General features: G+C 53.3%; 16 protein-coding genes and 1 riboswitch. Of the genes, 13 read left to right on the forward strand and 3 right to left on the reverse strand.

All coding sequences use genetic code 11. The annotated features are described in order from the left end of the window. Positions 1–25 precede the first annotated feature (25 nt). Positions 26–709, forward strand: coding sequence for a GntR family transcriptional regulator (locus MCJ35_RS04515; RefSeq protein WP_025482757.1), 684 nt, complete (start codon positions 26–28; stop codon positions 707–709). A gap of 164 nt (positions 710–873) precedes the next feature. Here MCJ35_RS04515 and MCJ35_RS04520 read toward each other — a convergent pair whose 3' ends face one another. Then, entirely contained in the window at positions 874–1,896 is a 1,023-nt protein-coding gene (locus tag MCJ35_RS04520; protein WP_025482756.1) for a PTS sugar transporter subunit IIC, read from the reverse strand. Positions 1,897–2,134: 238 nt separating this feature from the next. Here MCJ35_RS04520 and MCJ35_RS04525 point away from each other — a divergent pair, with 238 nt between their 5' ends. The 4 genes from MCJ35_RS04525 (at position 2,135) to MCJ35_RS04540 (ending at position 6,348) form a co-directional block, all read left to right on the forward strand. After that, complete coding sequence (locus MCJ35_RS04525) at positions 2,135–2,683, forward strand: phosphatase PAP2 family protein (RefSeq protein WP_025482755.1); 549 nt, start codon at positions 2,135–2,137, stop codon at positions 2,681–2,683. A gap of 20 nt (positions 2,684–2,703) precedes the next feature. After that, positions 2,704–3,729 (forward strand): MBL fold metallo-hydrolase, encoded by a 1,026-nt coding sequence (locus tag MCJ35_RS04530; protein WP_008722579.1) that lies wholly within the window; start codon positions 2,704–2,706, stop codon positions 3,727–3,729. 267 nt (positions 3,730–3,996) lie between these two features. Continuing rightward, a riboswitch (THF riboswitch) is annotated at positions 3,997–4,101 on the forward strand. A gap of 158 nt (positions 4,102–4,259) precedes the next feature. Continuing rightward, positions 4,260–4,826 (forward strand): folate family ECF transporter S component, encoded by a 567-nt coding sequence (locus MCJ35_RS04535; RefSeq protein WP_008722581.1) that lies wholly within the window; start codon positions 4,260–4,262, stop codon positions 4,824–4,826. Between the two features lie 304 nt (positions 4,827–5,130). After that, entirely contained in the window at positions 5,131–6,348 is a 1,218-nt protein-coding gene (locus MCJ35_RS04540) for an NAD(P)-dependent oxidoreductase (RefSeq protein WP_025482754.1), read from the forward strand. A 154-nt stretch (positions 6,349–6,502) separates the two neighbouring features. Here the strand turns inward: MCJ35_RS04540 and MCJ35_RS04545 are convergent, their stop codons facing one another. Beyond that, positions 6,503–7,873, reverse strand: a complete 1,371-nt coding sequence (locus MCJ35_RS04545; protein WP_025482753.1) for an MATE family efflux transporter — start codon at positions 7,871–7,873, stop codon at positions 6,503–6,505. 190 nt (positions 7,874–8,063) lie between these two features. On the opposite strand from MCJ35_RS04545, the gene MCJ35_RS04550 reads away from it, so the two are divergent. Further along, a complete protein-coding gene (locus MCJ35_RS04550; RefSeq protein ID WP_008722600.1) occupies positions 8,064–8,855 on the forward strand; it encodes a Cof-type HAD-IIB family hydrolase in 792 nt (263 codons plus the stop codon). Between the two features lie 112 nt (positions 8,856–8,967). Here MCJ35_RS04550 and MCJ35_RS04555 read toward each other — a convergent pair whose 3' ends face one another. Beyond that, positions 8,968–10,527 (reverse strand): putative polysaccharide biosynthesis protein, encoded by a 1,560-nt coding sequence (locus MCJ35_RS04555; protein WP_025482751.1) that lies wholly within the window; start codon positions 10,525–10,527, stop codon positions 8,968–8,970. A 383-nt stretch (positions 10,528–10,910) separates the two neighbouring features. Between MCJ35_RS04555 and MCJ35_RS04560 the strand changes: the two genes are divergently transcribed. The 7 genes from MCJ35_RS04560 (at position 10,911) to MCJ35_RS04585 (ending at position 19,122) form a co-directional block, all read left to right on the forward strand. Beyond that, positions 10,911–11,432, forward strand: a complete 522-nt coding sequence (locus MCJ35_RS04560; protein WP_008722607.1) for a TRAP transporter small permease — start codon at positions 10,911–10,913, stop codon at positions 11,430–11,432. Between the two features lie 4 nt (positions 11,433–11,436). After that, positions 11,437–12,729: a TRAP transporter large permease gene (locus MCJ35_RS04565; protein WP_008722609.1), complete on the forward strand. Its 1,293-nt coding sequence runs from the start codon at positions 11,437–11,439 to the stop codon at positions 12,727–12,729. Between the two features lie 7 nt (positions 12,730–12,736). Continuing rightward, positions 12,737–13,021, forward strand: a complete 285-nt coding sequence (locus MCJ35_RS31890) for a DUF6783 domain-containing protein (RefSeq protein ID WP_488473290.1) — start codon at positions 12,737–12,739, stop codon at positions 13,019–13,021. 2 nt (positions 13,022–13,023) lie between these two features. Beyond that, positions 13,024–14,841 (forward strand): sensor histidine kinase, encoded by a 1,818-nt coding sequence (locus MCJ35_RS04570; protein ID WP_025482750.1) that lies wholly within the window; start codon positions 13,024–13,026, stop codon positions 14,839–14,841. 6 nt (positions 14,842–14,847) lie between these two features. Next, on the forward strand, positions 14,848–16,578 hold the full coding sequence (locus MCJ35_RS04575; RefSeq protein ID WP_025482748.1) for a response regulator transcription factor: 1,731 nt from the start codon (positions 14,848–14,850) through the stop codon (positions 16,576–16,578). Positions 16,579–16,720: 142 nt separating this feature from the next. Then, positions 16,721–18,073: an ABC transporter substrate-binding protein gene (locus MCJ35_RS04580; RefSeq protein WP_025482747.1), complete on the forward strand. Its 1,353-nt coding sequence runs from the start codon at positions 16,721–16,723 to the stop codon at positions 18,071–18,073. A gap of 155 nt (positions 18,074–18,228) precedes the next feature. Beyond that, positions 18,229–19,122, forward strand: coding sequence for an ABC transporter permease subunit (locus MCJ35_RS04585; protein WP_207302021.1), 894 nt, complete (start codon positions 18,229–18,231; stop codon positions 19,120–19,122). The last annotated feature ends 1 nt before the right edge of the window (position 19,123 follow it).

Raw genomic sequence — 19,123 nt, forward strand, 5'->3', positions numbered from 1 at the left:
CAGTGCTGCAGGGGAGAGTTGCCACATGGGAAAGAGGCATGAAGGACCTGAGCTGCTTGCGGATGAGGTGGCACAGAAAATCAGGGCAAAGATTCAGAATCAACAATATCAGCCAGGGGACCGCCTTACCGTACGTCTGCTCTGCGAGGAATTCGGGACCAGCGAGACCCCGGTCAAACAGGCGCTTAACCAGCTGGTCGCAACGGGCCTTGTGGTATCCATACCAAAGTGCGGCATGAAGGTGCGGACCTTTAACTTCCAGGACATGAAGGACAACTGGGAGGCGCGCCTGATGATAGAGCAGTTCTGCGCCGTGCCTGCAGTGGAGCGCGTACGCCATGACGAGGATTTCGTAAAGCATATCCAGGACCTACTGGATATCTCCAACCGAGAATACGGCAAGTGCATTGCGGATTTTACAAAAGAGAACTTCAACCTCCTCACCGAGCATGACCTCATGCTGCACACGGAACTGGTCAGATGCAGCCGCAACCAGCAGATCATGAATATGTACAACAGCCTGAATGCCCATTCCTGCATGTTTGCAGGATATGGCTGCCACACCCCGGAGACCCTGCGCCAGGTACAGAACCAGCACACGGAGATAGTGGACCAGCTGTTGCTGTGTGATGTGGATGGACTGAGGAAGGCGCTGGAATCCCACATTTACAGTACGGTCCAGATTTACAGGTCGGCTTGGAAGGAATAGGCTTCCGGGCAAAGGCGGTGAAAGGTGATGCCTGAAAGAAATGATGAAAGGAATTACCATTGAAAGATGTCATAAAACAGACAGGAAGACAGGAATCCACCGTCTAGCGGATTCCTGTCTTCCTGTCTGTTCATATCCCTGCCAGACGGCAGTGGTTCCGGTTTCTAAAGGTCCAGCTTCAGATCCCCTTCTTTAATCCATCCCATCTTCCTTAAAATCTCACCAAAGATAAAAGTAAGGACTGCAGGAAGCACAAAGCACACCATAAGGATTCCAATCCACATACTGGAACCGCCTCCCATGGCGGTATAGATCCCGATGGGGCCTACCAGGCCGCAGGTGCCCATGCCTGAACCGGCAGGGATGTTCTGGAGACGGAAGACCATGGTGGCAATGGGTCCGGTTATCATGGATGCCAGTGTGGGAGGTATCCAGATGCGCGGGTTCAGGACGATGTTGCCCATCTGAAGCATGCTGGTGCCAAGCCCCTGGGCCATCAGGCCGCCAATCTTATTCTCCCGGTAGCTCATGACTGCGAAGCCGATCATCTGGGCACAGCAGCCCGCCGTGGCAGCGCCCCCCGCAAGTCCGTCCAGGGAAAGGGCGATGCAGATGGCCGCGCTGCTGATGGGGAGGGTGAGGGCAATGCCGATAAGGGCTGAAACCAGGATACCCATGATGAAGGGCTGCATTTCCGTGGCGGTCTTGACCAGGTTGCCGAACCAGTCCATGAATCCGGCCACCCCGGGACCTACAAACTGGGCAATGAGCACGCCGGAGATGATGGTGACGCCGGGAGTCACGATGATGTCCAGGCGGGTTTCCTTGGATACGATCTTGCCAAGCTCCGCCGCCACGATGGTGGCCACCAGGGCGCCTACGGGGCCGCCCAGGGTGTTGCCGGCGATTCCCACGGTGGCTGCGGAGAACAGTACCAGCTGCGGTGCCTTTAAGGCATGGGCAATGGCGATTCCCAGCGCAGCGCCTGTGGCGCTTTTGGCATAGTCTGCAATCACGTTGAAGATTTCAATACCGAACTGCTGGCCCAGGGTACCGAAGATGGTCCCGATGAGCAGGGATGCAAAAAGGCCGAAGGCCATGGCTCCCAGCGCATCAATCAGATAGGTCTGTACGGTGATGTTCACATTTTTTCGTTTCAGAAACTCCTTGACACTCGTCGATTTCATACTCATACGCTCCCTCTTTTAGCGGTTTCGGAAAAACACACCCTAAGGTGTTTTTCAACCATGCTTTAGTTAGGGATTTTATCATAGTTTTATAAAAATGCAAGTTATTTCGATTAGAATACACTAGATTGTGAAAATATTAACATATTGCAAATTTATAGGCAGTGGGATATAATGGTACGAACAGGGGACATTATTTTTAGAACTGCATTGCATGAGCTTCAGCGGTCAGAGAGAGGTGGACAAAATCGAATTCCGTTTTTTATATTTACTGCAGGAGCTGCACACTCCGCTGGTTGATGGGCTTATGACCTTCATCACATCCCTGGGGGACCATGGCATATTCTGGCTGTTGCTGGCCGCCGTGCTTTTTGCGGTCCCAAGGACCAGGATGATGGGCGGGTGCATGCTGGTATCCATCGGTATCGGTTTCCTTCTGGGGAATGTGGCCCTTAAGAACATGGCTGCCAGACAGCGTCCCTGCTGGCTGGATCCGTCGGTACAGCTGCTGGTCCAGGTTCCCCGGGATTTTTCATTTCCATCCGGGCATTCCATGGTTAGCTTTGAAGGGGCGGTTACTGTTTTCATGCTTAACAGGAAGTGGGGGATACCGGCCCTGATGCTGGCTGTGCTGATTGCATTTTCCAGGCTGTATCTGTTTGTGCATTTCCCCACGGATGTGCTGGCAGGAGCGGCGTTGGGGACCGTGATTGCCTGGTGTGTGGCCAGGACGGCAAAAAGGCGGCGCTTAAATGATCCTCCCCGGACAATGACAGAAAAATCGTGACAGAAAGACAGGTGGCAGATATGTTGGAACGCGCACCGGGTATCTATGAAGTGGTGCTTCACAGCAATCAGAAAAGCATTGATGAGATAAAGATTTTCCTCATTCCCGGCAGGGAAGGGGAGCGCAGCCTGATGGTGGATGCCGGTTTCAGGAAAAGGCAGTGCCTGGAAACCATGGAGGAAGCCATGGGAAGCCTTGGGATTACGTATGATAAGCTGGATATTTTCCTGACCCACAAGCACCATGACCACTGCGGGCTGGCCAGCGTCTATGCGGAGCGGGGGGCCAGGCTGTTCATGAACCCCCAGGAAGACAGGCATTGCTATGACTGCCTGTACTATAACCACAGCCATGGTTCGAAAGAGGACCAGCCAGAGGTGCTGAGGGCCGTGGGCGTGACAGAGGAAGGGACGCCCGAGGTCTGGAACATGTTCATGGAAGTGAACCGGCGGGTCAGCGAGCACAAGGGCTGGGAATTTGAGATTCCGGGATTTTCCTATACGCCTGTGAAGGCGGGGCAGATCCTTTCCTATGGAGGATATGATTTTGAGGCAGTGCCCCTTAAGGGACATACCTTCGGGCAGCTGGGGCTTTATGAAAAGAACCGCAGGATACTGTTCTGCGCGGACCAGGTCATTGACGGGATTGTCCCCATTGTGGGTACCACCTACCCGGATGAGCACCTGCTGATGGGGTATTTTGAATCTCTGGAGCATTTTAAGCATGAGTATGCGGACTGCCTGGTGCTGCCGGCCCATAAGCTTCCGGTGGCGGATGTGAAGCGGGTGGTGAACCGGATCGTGTTTGCCTATCTTGACAAGACGGACCTGATTAAGCATATCCTGGACCATGGCCATCACAGGATGACCACCAAGGAGGTGGCGTGCCTGGCTTACGGCATGGAGTCCGTGCCAAGGGATGAGGCGGAGTTCATCAAGCTTAAGATGGTGATCAGCAAGACATTTTCCTGTCTCGAATACCTGTATGACACGGACTTCGCCATCCGTTCCAAGGAGGATGGGATTTATTACTGGGAATCCCCGTAGGCGCCTTTGTTCAACAAATATTAGCAAGGATTCTCCCATCCTCTAAGGTGGTGAGATGAATTGCCAAAAACAAACTTAACGGCAGTGGTGGGCGGAGAGTAATCGGTATCCCCCACTGCCATGAAGTCAACCACGCATCTACGTAGGATGCAGTCGCACTTCGACAATATACCGGGCGTGGATTGAAACAAAAAGTGCTTGCATATTTCACCATATGGTGTATAGTATAGTAAGTGCCGTGTTGAACGGCATAATAAAATATTGAAAAGCAGAGTAGGCATATGTGCGTTAAGTGCCGGCTGAACAGGGAGTTGTCAGCTGGACGAAAGGAACCTTCGGTTTCCTGCGGTACATAAGCCGCATCCCGCTGCATACAGAGATGATGGAGCGGCCTGACTGCGCGGATTTTCCGTGCAGGGCCGCTTTTTGTGCCTTCCATGGATGCACCGCCGTGCGCGGGGCAGCCCAATGGCAATACCTGGCATGCTCTCCGTCTGTAGTACGAGAAATCTGCAAAGGAGGTAATTGCCATGAAACGATTCAATGAAACATTCACAAGTTCTTTCCGGGAACTGAAGCAGGTGAGGACCATCACGGTCTGCGCCATGCTGGCAGCCATTGGTGTGATCCTGGGCTCCCTGACCATCTACATAACAGATACGGTCAGGGTAGGCTTTTCCGGGATTCCCAACATGCTGGCCGCCTATCTGTTCGGCCCTGTGGCCGGAGGCGTGTTTGCCGGCGCCCTGGATATCCTCAAGTACCTGGTAAAACCAATGGGGCCATTCATGCCGGCCCTGACCCTGATCGTGGCGTTAAAGGGCCTGCTGTACGGATGCGCGTTTTACAAAAAGCCCATCAGCTTCTGGCGGGTACTGGCAATCCAGCTGGTGGTTGCCATTGTCTGTAACCTGCTTTTAAACACATGGGCGCTTTCCCTGTTATACGGAAAGGCATTCATGGCAATGCTGATACCGCGTATCATGAGGAACCTGATCATGTGGCCCATCGATTCCCTGATCTTCTTCAATGTGGCAAAGATACTGGAGGTGACAGGGGTGTTCCGTGCCCTGGGCAGGAGCAGGGCTGCCGCATAAAAGTTATTTTATTAACGGATGAAAAATTTAACAATATCTAGGAATGGGAAAATGCCTCCGGCGGACCTGTAAAATGGTCTGCCGGAGGCATTTTCCCGTATAAAGGCCCAGGGCAGGGCCGTGGGCAGCAACTGGAATATCATGGGAAATTCCCCGTGATACCGTTAATTTTGCGTCAAGCTGTTCTGCAAAAAGTACACCATCGCTCTTGCAGCCGTCCTAAGGCCGTGCTATGATGGGTCTGCAAAAAACGGAATGAAGAGAAAACAGATGACCATGTTTCAAAATGAGGAGGAAACATACCATGGCAGTTCATGTAATTGACGAAGCAGATAGATGCCTTCAATGTAAAAAACCGATGTGCCAGCAGGGATGCCCCATCCATACGCCGATCCCGGCCATGATCAAGGCCCTTAAGGAAGGCGGCCTTGAGGATGCGGGAGCCATGCTGTTTGCCAATAATCCCATGTCCCTTGTGTGTTCCCTTGTGTGCAACCATGAGCGCCAGTGCGAAGGACACTGCGTCCTGGGGAGGAAAGGGCAGCCGGTTCATGTGAGCAGCATTGAGAACTATATATCGGATACATGCCTGGAGAGGATTAAGATAGACTGCGCGCCTAAGAACGGGAAAAAGGTGGCTGTTATCGGGGCAGGTCCCGCAGGCATCACCATTGCAATCATGCTGACCCAGAGGGGCTACAGCGTGACCATATTTGATTCCAGGGACAAGATCGGGGGCGTGCTCCAGTACGGCATACCGGAATTCAGGCTCCCCAAGTCCATCCTGGACCGTTATAAGAAGAAGCTTCTGTCCATTGGCATTAAAATCAGGCCCAACACCACCATCGGCGGCGCACTGGAGATTAAGGACCTGTTCCGCGACGGATACAAGAGTATTTTCATCGGCACAGGGGTGTGGCGTCCAAAGACCCTTGGGGTTAAGGGGGAGTCCCTGGGCAATGTCCATTTTGCCATTGATTACCTGGCGAACCCGGATGCATATGATCTGGGGGATAAGGTGGCAATCATCGGCGTGGGCAATTCCGCCATGGACGTGGCCCGCACCGTGATCCGGAAAGGTTCCCGCCATGTGACCCTGTACGCCAGGGGCAGGCACTCTGACGCCAGCCTCCACGAGACACAGTATGCAATGCTTGACGGGGCAAAGTTTGAATTCTGCAAGGGGATTGTGGAAATCAATGATGACGGTCCGGTGTTTAAGGACGTATTCTATGATGAGGAGGGCAATATCACCGGGTATTCAGAGGATACGGAACAGGTTCACGTGGATTCGGTTGTCATCTCCATCAGCCAGGGGCCAAAGAGCAAGCTGGTCAACACAACGGACGGCCTGAAGGCCACCAGGAACGGCCTGCTTCAGACCTCGGAGAATGGCGCCACCACGGTGGAAGGGATATTTGCCTCCGGCGACGTGGTCCTGGGCGCCAAGACCGTGGTGGAGGCAGTGGCATATTCAAAGACCGTGGTGGATGCCATGGATGAATATATGAAGGATAAATAACCGTCCGGCGGCATGGGATTTTCCCGTCATACACGGTTTGGCTGGCTGCGTGCCTGCCGGATATGAAAGAGCAGATACCGTTCCCTTTTGGGAATCAGGTACCTGCTCTTTTCATTATCCCATACTGCATGATTGGATTTAAAAGACCGCAGTACTACCCCATGGTCCTCCTAAGCTTCCGGAAGGATATTATGAACAACGTAACCGTGGTACATACCGCAATGGTATCCGCGATGGGCTCTGACAGGAAAACAGCAAACACCTTGTTCTCAAAAAGTCCGGGCAGCACATAGATAAGCGGGATCAGCAGGATGACCTTTCTCAGCAGGGCCAGGAACAGGGAGGTCTTGCTGTCGCCCAGGGCGATGAAGGTCTGCTGGCAGGCCAGCTGGGCGCCGAAGAGCAGGGCGGCCGCCATATAGACATGGATGGACCAGGTACTGAAGGCGGTCAGGGCAGCGTCCTTTGTAAAGATGGAGATGAACACCCCCGGTGCAAACATGCTGACAGCCCACAGCACGGTGGAATAACACATACATGTGGCCAGCAGGATCCAGAAGGTGCGGCTGACCCGGTCTATCTTCCTTGCGCCGTAGTTGAAGCTGATGATGGGCTGCGCGCCCTGGGTCAGGCCCTGGAGGGGGAGGAGGGAGAACTGCATCACGCTTCCCATGATGGTCATGGCGCCCACGGCCACGTCCCCGCCGTATTTTAACAGCGAGGTATTAAAGCAGATGTTCAGGATGCTTTCCGTGAACTGCATGACAAATGGGGCCGCGCCCAGTGCGATGGCAGGCATCAGGATATCTGCCCTGGGCTTCATATAACAGGGGCGTATCTTTAAGTAGCTTTTACCGGACAGAAGGAACAGCACCACCCAGGTGGCGGAGATGCCCTGGGAGATAATGGTTGCCAGGGCCGCGCCCCGTACCCCCATGTGCAGCCCGAACATCAGGATTGGGTCCAGGATGATGTTGCAGACAGCGCCGATGAGCACGGTAAGCATGCCTGTCTTTGCATATCCCTGGGCATTGATGAATGCGTTAAGCCCAAGGGCCAGCTGCACGAAGATGGTTCCCAGGGAATAAATCTGCATGTAGGCCCAGCCATATTCGATGGTATTGCCGCTGGCACCGAACATCAGCAGGATGCTCCTGCCAAAGGTCAGGAAGAATACAGTGAGCACAAGGGCCACCGCAATCAGGGCAGTGGTACAGTTGCCCAGGATGTTCTCAGCCTCCTCCTTCCTGCCCTTCCCAAGCATGATGGACGCCCTTGGCGCTCCGCCCATGCTCACCAGGGCGGCAAAGGCCGAGATGGCCATGATGACCGGGAATGTGACACCCACACCGGTCAGGGCGCTGGCGCCCACGCCGGGCAGGTGGCCGATGTACATGCGGTCCACCATGTTGTATAAAACATTGATGATCTGGGCAGTGATGGCAGGAACAGCCAGCTTAAACAGCAGCCGTCCCACGCTTCCTGAACCCAGGTCTATTTCTTTTGCTTCTTTTGCAGAACCCATAAAAATTCAATCCTTTCCATATATAAATATCCGAATGTCTAAAAAACAGCCGTTTAATAAATATATATCCAAACCAGAAGAAAGTCAATAACGGTACTTCCGCAAATGTTTCCATACTGCTATAATGGTAACAGCCTCTTGACAGGAGCGCGTGTTTTCGGGAAAACGGGACGGAAAGGAAGGAAAGGACATGGTTAAGGCGATATTTTTTGACATAGACGGTACGCTGAGAGGATTTAATCAAAAGGGGATTTCAGAGGATACCAGACATGCCCTTGACAGGGCAAGGAATGCGGGGATACGGCTGTTCATTGCGACGGGCCGCCATTTCCTGGAGGTGGAATCGGAGAACCTGCTGGAGGGACTGGCATTTGACGCGTATATTACCCTGAACGGCCAGTACTGCTATGAAGGAACCCCTGGCCGTCCGGTCATCTATAAGAACCCTATCCCACGCAGCCAGATTGCCATCCTTCTTAAGATACTGGAAGGGACACCATTCCCCTGTCTGTTCATGGAAGCGGAAAACTGGTATCTGAACTACGTGGATGAGCGTGTGATCCGGGTGCAGGATGGGATCGGAACCAGGATTCCTCCGGTGGGGGATGTGAGGCAGGCCCTGGAACATGATATATACCAGGTGATCCCCTATCTTAATGAAAGGGAAGCCGTCAGGCTGGCAGCCTTCCTGCCGGAATGTGGGTATACGGTATGGCATGACGGGGAAGGCGTGGATTTAACCCCCAAGGGCGGAGGCAAATGCTCAGGCATCCGGGAAGTGATTGCCCGGTACGGGATTGAACCTGAGGAAATGGCGGCCATTGGGGACGGGAATAACGATGCGTCCATGCTTGCATACGCAGGCATTGGTATCGCCATGGGCAATGGGACCAGAAAGGCCCTTGAGGCCGCGGATCATATCACTGGCAATGTGTGGGAAGGCGGTCTGGCCCAGGCAATCGATTATCTGCTGTCACAATAAAACAGTCCATTGGAGGGGGGAGTGCACCCCCTCCTTTTCTTATGGTAGTGATTACCCTTACGGAAGCGGCTGCCCTTACAGAAATGATTGCCCTTACGGAAGCGGCTGCCCTTTACGGAAGCGGTTTCCTTTTATGGAACAGCAGAAGCAGCCCCATATAGCAGAGGCACAGGAACAGGATATTCACTGCTGTCTCGACAAAGAGCGGCAGGCTGCCAAGGGAGGCTGCCACACAGGAGAATGCCAGGTACATCCCAATGGATATGAGAAGGAGGATGACCGGCTTCACAATCATGTTGGCCGTGTCCCAGTGGAAAGGGACCTGCCGTTTCACTGCCAGGAAACTCATAAGCGCCAGGGCCAGCTCGCTGGCCAGCATCCCCCAGAGATAACCCTGGATCCCAAACCTTGGAATGGCAAAAAGCACAAAAGCCAGCCGTATGACCATGGCCCAGACATTCTGGAAAAACGTGACCGAGGTTTTCCCAAGTCCGTTTAAGATGCTTCCCATGGTGGTGGCCAGATACATGAACGGGCACAGCCATGACAGGATGGTGATGAAGGTGCCTGCATTCTGGTCATGGAACACGCCCACGCCCAGCTGGTTACCGAATAGGGTGAAGATGCCGATGCACAGGACCCCCATGTAGCAGCTGTAGCGCAGGGACATGGAAATCATGGAGGAGATACGTCCCTCGTTGCCGTCCGCCTGGGCCTGGGCAACCGTTGGAAGCAGCAGGACGGCCATGGAATTGGTGATGGCGGAGGGGAACAGGATGAACGGCAGGGCCATGCTGGTGAGCACGCCGTATATGGACAGGGCCTCTGAGTTGGTAAGGCCGGAACTCATCAGCTTGTTGGGAATCCAGATTGCCTCGGCGCTGCCAAGGACATTGAGTATCAGCCGGTTGCCCATCAGTGGAAGGGCCAGGGCCATCAGTGGGGCGGCTGTTTCACGGAAGGAGAGGGGGATTGCCTTCCTTATCTTATTACCCTCCGTTCCGGCAGGCGGGAAGAATCCAAGGCAGAATACGGTAAATGCAGCCGAAGCCATTTCCCCGATTAAATGACCGTATACCGCAAGGCTGACCGTGATCTCACGTCCTGAATCCAGCCATACGCCGGCCATAAGGAACACGGCCCCCATGCGGATGACCTGTTCCGCCACCTGGGAGAACGCGGGCACCCTGGCCTTCTGCATGCCATAATAATAACCGTTGATACAGGCGTGGAGGGCTGCAAAGGGCACGGACACGGCCATCACGGGCAGGTAAGGGGCGCACCTTGGTTCTAACAGGAACTTTTCCGCCAGGAAACCGGCGTTGCCGTAAATGCCCCAGGCCAGGAGGAATGACATGCCCATGGCAATGACCAGGCCTGTCTTGAACACGGCCCTGCCCCGGGCCTGGTTGGCGGCCACGTACTGGGACAGCGCGGTCTGGATGGAGCCTGCGCACACCGCGAAGCAGATGCTGAATATGGGATGTACCATATTGTAAATACCCAGCCCCTCTGCGCCAATGGTCCGGGACATGAATATACGGTAAAAAAATCCCAGGATACGGCATATGAACCCCGTTGAGGTGAGGAGCAGTGTTCCTGTAATGAATGCCAGCTTCCGTGGGGAGAGGCGTTTGGATATGTTTGAAGATGGTGTTAAGGACTCCTTCATGAGAACTCCGGGAAATGGGAATTATTAAAAGTATATTGGGAGCGGGCGGGTTTTATGACATTCCAGGCCCCCTTCCCGGTACATTAAGAAATCATAAGGACAGCATAAGAAAAGCATAAGGATAGCTAAAAAGGGCACGCTGCAGCATTAAGATACCATAAAAATAGTGTTAAAATATTGTTAATAATAGCCTGTTAAAATTTCTTAACAGGCATATTTTTTGTGCATAATATATAAAAAGATAAAATTTTACTAAAATTCACAAAAACTTACGGTAGGAGAGTCCCGCCATCTCCTTTATAATATTTTTATAATGACTTAGTCAGTAAGAGCTCGCTGCGGTCAGGTTTCTTAATGCCATCATCAAAAGAAGGGAGAGTGCCATGTCATCTCTGTTTCAAACCATTGACAAGATCAAACCTGTATATGACAGGACCTATGCATTCGTCATGTTCCTGTGCAAACTGCTCCTCACCGTGGATATCCTCATCACCTGTATGGCGGTTGCCGGACGTTACATACCGTTTATCCCGGACCCGGCCTGGAGTGAGGAGGTTGTGCTGACCTGTATGGCCTATATGGCAGTGCTGTCAGCCGCCCTGGCCATCCGCAGGAATGCCCATATCCGCATGACTGCCTTTGACACCTATCTGCCAAAGCAGGTGGTGCGGGCCCTGGATATCCTCTCGGACGCAGCTGTCCTTGTGCTTGCCGTCATCATGATTACCGTGGGCTGGAAGTATGCAAAGGGCATTGGCTCCAAGGGCTTCTATGTGAGCATGCCCTGGCTGTCCAGGTTCTGGATGTATTTCCCGGTTCCCCTGGCAGGCGTGGCGATGCTGATATTTGAGCTGGAAGCCCTGTATAACCACATAAAAGCAATCTGCACCAGAGAGGAGGAATGATCATATGGGCGGTGGGAATACTGCAATCCTGATTTTACTTGCAAGCTTTTTTGCCATGATATTACTGAGGTTCCCCATTGCGTACGCAGTGGCCCTTTCCTCTGTGCTCTGCCTGCTCTACCAGGGTCTCCCCCTGGCAGCCATCTGCCAGCAGATGGTGAAGGGAATCAGCTCCTTCAGCCTGATGGCGGTGCCGTTTTTCATTGTAATGGGCTGTCTCATGGGCTCGGGAGGCATCTCTGAGAAACTCATAGCCCTGGCCGATGCCTGTGTCGGATGGATGCGGGGCGGCATGGCCATGGTGAATATTGTGGCATCCTATTTCTTTGGAGGGATTTCCGGTTCCGCTGCGGCGGACACGGCCTCCATCGGTTCCATCCTGATCCCCATGATGGTGGAACAGGGCTATGACGATGACTTTTCAACTGCGGTCACCATCACCTCCTCCTGTGAGGGGCTTCTGGTGCCTCCCAGCCACAATATGGTCATCTATGCAACCACGGCCGGAGGCGTTTCCGTGGGAAGCCTGTTCCTGGCAGGGTACATACCGGGCGCGCTGCTGGCGGTTTCCCTGATGATAGGTTCCTATATCATTTCCGTGAAGCGCAATTATCCAAAGGGCGACCCGTTCAGCATTTCCAACCTTTTAAAACAGCTGAGTGTGTCCTTCTGGGCCCTGGCGGCCGTGCTGATCGTGGTGGTAGGCGTGGTGGGCGGCGTGTTCACTGCAACTGAGTCGGCTGCCATTGCGGTCATCTACAGCCTGGTTGTCAGCGTGTTCATCTACCGGGGACTTGACTGGAAAGGCGTGTGGCGGGTCATGGGAGAGTGTGTGGACACACTGTCCATTGTGCTGATCCTCATCGCGACCTCCAGCATATTCGGTTACTGCCTGACCCGTCTCCATGTTCCGGTGATGGCTGCAGGTGCCATAACAGGTTTTACCAACAACCCCATCATCCTGGCCCTGCTGCTGAACCTGATCCTGCTGATCCTTGGCTGCATCATGGACATGGCCCCCATCATACTGATAGCCACGCCAATCCTGCTGCCCATTGCCACCTCCATCGGACTTGACCCGGTCCAGTTCGGCATCATGGTAGTGTTAAACTGCGGCATCGGCCTTCTGACCCCTCCGGTGGGCGCCGTGCTCTTCATCGGCTCCGCCGTCTCCAAGGTGCCCATGGAGCGGGTGGTGAAGGCTACCCTGCCGTTTTACCTGTGCATGGTCATCACCTTGCTGCTTATTACGTTCATCCCGGCCATCAGCCTTTGGCTGCCCCAGGTGCTGGGCTAGAGCCTGTTTGAAAATTCATTCCCGCCATCTGCACGCCCCACTTCGCGGTATATTTGGCCCCGATTCAGTCGGCGTAGCCCACTACGCCTCCATCATCGGGACCAAATCTCCCACAAAGTGGGACGCACATCTGACGGAAAGCAATTTTCAAACACGCCCTAGGATTACAATCAAAATCATACTTGAGGGCTGTCCCGGCAGGGCAGCTCTTTTTTCAGTTGTTTGCAAGAAACAGGGCGCATGGTATAATAGAGGGAAGCCCATCGCAATGGGACAGGCGTACGGGAGGTAGTCATGAAGGAACTCATATGGGGAAAAACGCTGCGCTCGCGGCTGATACGGTACAATTTTTTCATTATCTGCGTCATTGCCATATTTGTCAGTGTGTGCACTTACATAACGGCCAGCCGCAAGACGCTGGAGGTGGCCAAGAACTCGCTGCAGCACCAGGTGGAGGGGGTATCCTACCGCTACCAGCTGGCCTACGAGGAAATGATCAACATCGTGCTCAACTGCACGGAGCGTGGAACCTTCAACCTGGGGGAAGTGGGCAGGCAGACAACGCCTGCGGCCAGGAAGAAGGGACTGGATTATGCGGAGCGCATCAAGGATTACTGTGCAATCACGGAGTACGGGGACTATATTGTGAAGCTGTCCGTCTTTGACGACAGGGGGAGCCTTGTGCAGACAGGCACCTCCTTTGGAAGCACGGAGGATGCCAGGGAAATATTAAAAGGCGGCTGGCTGGAGGACGAGTTGTTAAAAACAATGGACAGCTATGAGCTGGACCTGGTGCCCAACCCGTTTTTCCAGCATGAGGGAAATGTGCTCCCCATTGCCAGGACCCTGGGCAGCAGCGCCGCGCCTGGGGGCTGGGTGGTGTTAAGCCTTTCCACCCAGCTGTTCCAGGATATGCTGGAGGATGCGGGCGGCGGCCAGGAAGCCGTGGTGGTGACCGGGGACGGCAAGCGGGTGGCTTCCCTCTACGAGCCGGAGGAACACAGGGAGGAGAATGACAGGATCATCCGGAGCCTTCTGGACTCCGGGAAGGATAAGGGGCTTCTTGAGATGAAGGTCCACGGGAAGCAGAGCCTGGTGGCCTTTGAGAAATACCAGCGCAGCGGTATCCTGGTATATGAGAACCTGGCCCTGGACAGCCTGACCAGCGACCGCCTTATGATCATCCAGACCGTCATCATCATGTTCGCGGCCTGCCTGATATTCGGGTTCATCCTGTCCGTGCTCATCACCAACCAGATTAAGAAGCCCATTGACCGCCTAGTCAGGCACATCGGGGATGTGGCGGCCGGGGACTTTACAAGGGACCCTGATATTGAGGGTGAGGACGAAATCGGGACCGTGGGCAAGGTGGTCAATGACATGTCCCAGCAGATTGACGGACTGATGGCGGAACGGCTGGAGAATGAAAAGGAAAAGGGCGTGCTGGAACTGAAAATGCTTCAGGCCCAGATTAATCCCCATTTCCTCTACAACACCCTGGATTCCATCCGCTGGATTGCCGTCATCCAGAAAAACAGCGGCATTGTGAAGATGGTGACCGCCCTTTCCGGCCTGTTAAAGAACATGGCTAAAGGCTTTGACGAGAAGGTCACCCTTCAGCGGGAACTGGATTTCCTGAACGATTATGTGACCATTGAAAAGGTGAAATATGTGGAGCTGTTCGACCTGGAGGTAAAGGTGGACGATCCGAAGCTTCTGAACGCCATGGTAATCAAGCTGACCCTTCAGCCCCTTGTGGAAAATGCCATCTTCAACGGCATAGAGCCGAACGGCAAACACGGCACCATCCTGATCCGCGCATATGAGGAAGAAGGATGCCTGCTGATCCAGGTAAGGGATGACGGCCGGGGGATACCGAAAGAGAAGCTTGCCGCCATCCTTGACAACACGGAAAAGGTCAAGGGCAATACCATGAGCGGGATTGGCCTACCCAATGTGGAGCGCCGCATCAAGCTGAATTACGGGGAGCAGTACGGCCTCACCATTGAGAGCGAAGAGGGGAAATATACGGAAATCACTGTTAAGATACCCCTGGAATATGATACAATCGTGGGGCGGGGGGATGGAGCCGATGAAAAAGATAAGGGGTAATGAGATATGTACCGTGTGATGATAGTTGATGATGAACCATTGATCCTGGCCGGGATTGCATCCCTGCTGAACTGGGAGGAGCACGGCTGTACCGTGGGGGCCAGGTGCGCCAACGGCCAGCAGGCCCTCAGGCAGATGGAGGAACAGAAGCCGGATATCGTGATAACGGATATCAAGATGCCGGGCATGGACGGGATTGAGCTGATGAAGCAGGTCAAGGACAAGGGATGGGACGATGTCATCTTCATCCTGCTGACCAACCTGGAAGAGTTCAGCCTGGCCCGCCAGGCCATGAGCCTTGGGGCAGTGGAATATCTGGTGAAGATGGAACTGACAGAGGATAAGCTGGCTGACAGCCTGAAGGCGGCCGTGGCCCGGCGTGAAATGAAACGCAAGGCAGAGGCGGCCGATACCGTCATGGCCCGGTCGGAGGAGGACATACTGAAAGAGTATATAGAGGGACTTCTCATCGGGCGAGGGGAGATGGTCAATGGGGATGGTACGGGGATAGGACGCGATGTGGATATCCGGGCCGATGTGGATACCTGGGGTAATGCAGATACCCGGGCGGATGCAGATACCCGGGTCAATGCAGATATCCGGACCGATGCAGACCGGACGGCTTCTGGTACCATCCCTGTATTCCGGGAACCAATCATGGCCATCATCAGTTTCAACTATGGTTATGAGGGATTTTCCTCTGATTTCACAAGGGAGGACCAGAAGAAGGTAATCTCCTTTGCGGAAAATATCATCGGGCAGATGGTAAAAGGTTATTTTGACCACAGCTGCCTGGTGCGCAGGGAACTGACCAGCCTGGTGCTGGTGGTTTCGGCAGAGGGCATGCCGGATTACAGGGAGCAGATGAGAAGCCTTGGGGAGAAAATCATTTCCGTGGTAAAGGACTACTTCGAGGTGTCCGTGTCCGTACATGTCAGCACCAGGAAGGAGAGCCTTGAGGACTTTGGCGAGCTTCTGTATGAGGCCATGAGCGCGGCCAACCATTATTTTTACTGCTTTGCTGACCCGGTTGTGTTTTATTCGGCTGAGTGTGAGACAAGCGCCAGACATACGGCAAGCTTCCATATCGGATTCCTGAAAAAGGATCTGTCCCAAGCCGTTGCCATGAATGACAGCGCCGCCCTGGAAGGGATATTGGACCAGGTGGTATGCCTGCTAAAGGAAAATAACCCCTCCAGGCAGCAGGCCGTGAACGCCTGTGCAAACCTGTATTTTTTCCTGGCCTCCTTTTTTGAGGAAGGGGAGGAAGAGGATTTCCCCTATGAGGTCAATATCATGGAAAAACTGGGGAGGCTTGGGACCCTGGGCCAGATCATACAGTGGATTAACTGGTTTAAGGCAGCCGTTTCCTCCATTTTAGAACGCCGCAGGGACACGCGGGTGGATAAGATTGCGGAGATGGTGCGGGAATATGTGATGGAGCACTATAAAGAGCGCATAACCCTGGGCCAGGTAGCGGAAGCTCTGAACATCAGCCAGGGATATTTAAGCACTGCCTTTAAGAAACAGTCCGGGGAATCATTTACCAGCTATGTGTCCGCCATTAAGATAGAAAAAGCCAAGGAGCTGATAGAAGGCCATCAGTATATGATGTATGAGATATCGGACCTGCTGGGCTTTGACACGCCCTTTTATTTCAGCAAGGTATTCAAGAAAGTCGCGGGGATTTCGCCGAAGGAGTACGAGGCCCAGTGCCTGAAGCAGAAAAAATTATAAAAACATGAAAATTTTACATGTAAAAATCATGCCCACCTGAAAATTTTGTAAAAAGTATGTTGAGGGTGGATTCGGTTCATAAAACCTTTCTGGTATGATTATATCAAGATTTGAAATAACAAATTTTAAGGAGGGTTTTATTATGAAATTAAAAAAGACAGTGGCACTGGCATTGGTAACAGCCATGACAGCAACCATGGCAGCTGGATGCGGCGGATCATCTTCGGATAAGGGCGCTGCACCGGAGACCACGGCGGCAGGAAGCGAGGCAGCGGACAGCAAGGAGACAAAGGCGCCTGAAACCGGCACAGGGGAGAAGCAGAAGCTGACCGTGTCTGTCTGGGACAATGACGCTACCCCGCAGTTCACTTCCGTTACAAAGGCATTTAATGAGAAATATCCGGACGTGGAGGTTGAGTTCATTGACGCCCCGTCCGATGAATATAACAACAAGGTAACGGTCATGCTGGCTGGCGGCGATTCTGACCCGGATGTCATATTCGTAAAGGATACAGAGAACCAGGTAACCATGAAGGATAAGGGACAGATCATGAACCTGGATGAATATATTGCAAAGGACGGCATTGACCTTGGGATGTATAACGGGGTTGCGGACCAGTTAAAGATGGACGGCAACAGCTATACGCTTCCATTCCGTAAGGACTGGTACATGCTGTACTACAACAAGGATTTATTTGACAAGGCAGGTGTGGAATACCCATCCGCTGACATGACATGGGATGAGTATGAGGAACTGGCTAAGAAGATGACAAGCGGCGAGGGAAGCAGCAAGGTATACGGAACACACAACCACACATGGCAGGCCCTGGTTTCCAACTGGGCTGTACAGGATGGGAAGAATACCCTTATGAGCGAGGACTACAGCTTCTTAAAGCCATACTATGAGCAGGCTTTAAGGATGCAGGACGAAGGCGTGCTGCAGAGCTATGCCAACTTAAAGACAGGCGGCATCCACTACATCAGCGTATTTGAGCAGCAGCAGTGTGCAATGCTTCCCATGGGTTCATGGTTCATCGGGACCCTGATCCAGGATAAGGATGCAGGCAAGTTTGACTTTAACTGGGGCGTTACAGCCATTCCCCATCCGGCTGACACCAAGGCCGGTGCAACCGTTGGTTCCACCACACCGGTTGCAATCAATGCAAAATCCGATGTGCCTGACCTGGCATGGGAGTATGTGAAGTTCGTCACCGGCGAAGAGGGCGGGGAAGTCCTGGCCGACAACGGTATCTTCCCGGCAGCAGAGTCCGAGGCCATCAGCAGCAGGCTGGCCGCAATCCCAGGATTCCCTGAGGACAGCCAGGATGCGCTCAAGACCACCAGCTGGGTCCTGGACCGTCCGCTGGATGCCAAGATGGCAGCCGTAAGGAAGGTTCTGGAAGAAGAGCATGATCTGATCATGATTGGCGAGGAAGATGTGGATACCGGTATTGCCAACATGAACCAGAGGGCCCAGGAGGCAAGGGAAGACTAAGGATTCACGGGATAAAACAAAGAGCGTCTGATTATTCAAACACGCCCTGGTTTAAGGGCGTGGCACGCGCTGACGTGCTGACGGAGGTTGGACGCTCTTTTTGTGCCTTAAAATAAGTGTGTAAGCGTGTTTGAATAAGGGATATGGTGATGGAAATGACAGGAAAACAGAAAAAAGCATTGAAGAGGAACGCCATTGGCTACTCTTTCATACTTCCGAATTTTATCGGATATTTTATCTTTATATTTGTTCCGGTAATTCTGACCTTTGTATTATGTGTGATGAAATGGGACGGCTCCAGCGCGCCCATGGAGTTTGTAGGGCTTAAGAATTTCGTGAAGCTGTTCCATGACAGCGGCTTTCGGATTTCAGTCAGCAACACCCTCTTTTATGCGGTCTTTACCGTTCCCCTTACCATGGTGGCGGCCCTTCTGATTGCAGTGCTGCTGAATTCCAAGATTAAGGGAATCGTGGTTTACCGTACCGCGTTCTTCTTCCCCTATGTTGCCTCGCTGGTGGCGGTGGGCGCTGTCTGGAACATGCTGTTCCAGCCTGAGTTCGGCCCGGTTAATGAATTCCTCAAGTTCGTCGGCGTTGCCAATCCGCCTAAGTGGTGCGCGTCCACGGACTGGGCCATGATTGTCATCATCATTGTCAGCGTGTGGAAGTACATGGGGTATTACATGGTGGTGTACCTGGCCGCCCTTCAGGGCATTTCCCAGGACCTGTACGAGGCAGCCAGCATTGACGGGGCCACCGGCTTTAAGAAATTCCGCTATATCACCATTCCCATGCTTAAACCTACCACCTTCTTTGTCATCATCATGATGACCATCCAGTGCTTCAAGGTATTTGACCTGATTTACGTCATGACGGGAGGCGGCCCGGGACGTTCCACCAATGTGCTGGTGAACCATATCTACAACGCGGCCTTTGTGGACTTCAAGTTCGGATATGCAAGCGCAAGCGCCCTGGTGCTCTTTGCCATTGTGCTGGTGGTGACCCTGGTACAGTTCCAGGGTGAGAAGAAGTTTACGGATTACGTATAGG

This window comes from Enterocloster sp. OA13 (genome assembly GCF_022440595.1).
Classification (GTDB): domain Bacteria; phylum Bacillota; class Clostridia; order Lachnospirales; family Lachnospiraceae; genus Enterocloster; species Enterocloster hominis.

What these genes read in the sequence shown, in the direction of transcription:
- MCJ35_RS04515 (WP_025482757.1), top strand. Translation starts at nt 26, where the DNA reads ATGGGAAAGAGGCATGAAGGACCTGAGCTGCTTGCGGATGAGGTGGCA.
- MCJ35_RS04520 (WP_025482756.1), bottom strand. Translation starts at nt 1,896, where the DNA reads ATGAAATCGACGAGTGTCAAGGAGTTTCTGAAACGAAAAAATGTGAAC.
- MCJ35_RS04530 (WP_008722579.1), top strand. Translation starts at nt 2,704, where the DNA reads ATGTTGGAACGCGCACCGGGTATCTATGAAGTGGTGCTTCACAGCAAT.
- MCJ35_RS04535 (WP_008722581.1), top strand. Translation starts at nt 4,260, where the DNA reads ATGAAACGATTCAATGAAACATTCACAAGTTCTTTCCGGGAACTGAAG.
- MCJ35_RS04540 (WP_025482754.1), top strand. Translation starts at nt 5,131, where the DNA reads ATGGCAGTTCATGTAATTGACGAAGCAGATAGATGCCTTCAATGTAAA.
- MCJ35_RS04545 (WP_025482753.1), bottom strand. Translation starts at nt 7,873, where the DNA reads ATGGGTTCTGCAAAAGAAGCAAAAGAAATAGACCTGGGTTCAGGAAGC.
- MCJ35_RS04550 (WP_008722600.1), top strand. Translation starts at nt 8,064, where the DNA reads ATGGTTAAGGCGATATTTTTTGACATAGACGGTACGCTGAGAGGATTT.
- MCJ35_RS04555 (WP_025482751.1), bottom strand. Translation starts at nt 10,527, where the DNA reads ATGAAGGAGTCCTTAACACCATCTTCAAACATATCCAAACGCCTCTCC.
- MCJ35_RS04560 (WP_008722607.1), top strand. Translation starts at nt 10,911, where the DNA reads ATGTCATCTCTGTTTCAAACCATTGACAAGATCAAACCTGTATATGAC.
- MCJ35_RS04565 (WP_008722609.1), top strand. Translation starts at nt 11,437, where the DNA reads ATGGGCGGTGGGAATACTGCAATCCTGATTTTACTTGCAAGCTTTTTT.
- MCJ35_RS04570 (WP_025482750.1), top strand. Translation starts at nt 13,024, where the DNA reads ATGAAGGAACTCATATGGGGAAAAACGCTGCGCTCGCGGCTGATACGG.
- MCJ35_RS04575 (WP_025482748.1), top strand. Translation starts at nt 14,848, where the DNA reads ATGTACCGTGTGATGATAGTTGATGATGAACCATTGATCCTGGCCGGG.
- MCJ35_RS04580 (WP_025482747.1), top strand. Translation starts at nt 16,721, where the DNA reads ATGAAATTAAAAAAGACAGTGGCACTGGCATTGGTAACAGCCATGACA.
- MCJ35_RS04585 (WP_207302021.1), top strand. Translation starts at nt 18,229, where the DNA reads ATGACAGGAAAACAGAAAAAAGCATTGAAGAGGAACGCCATTGGCTAC.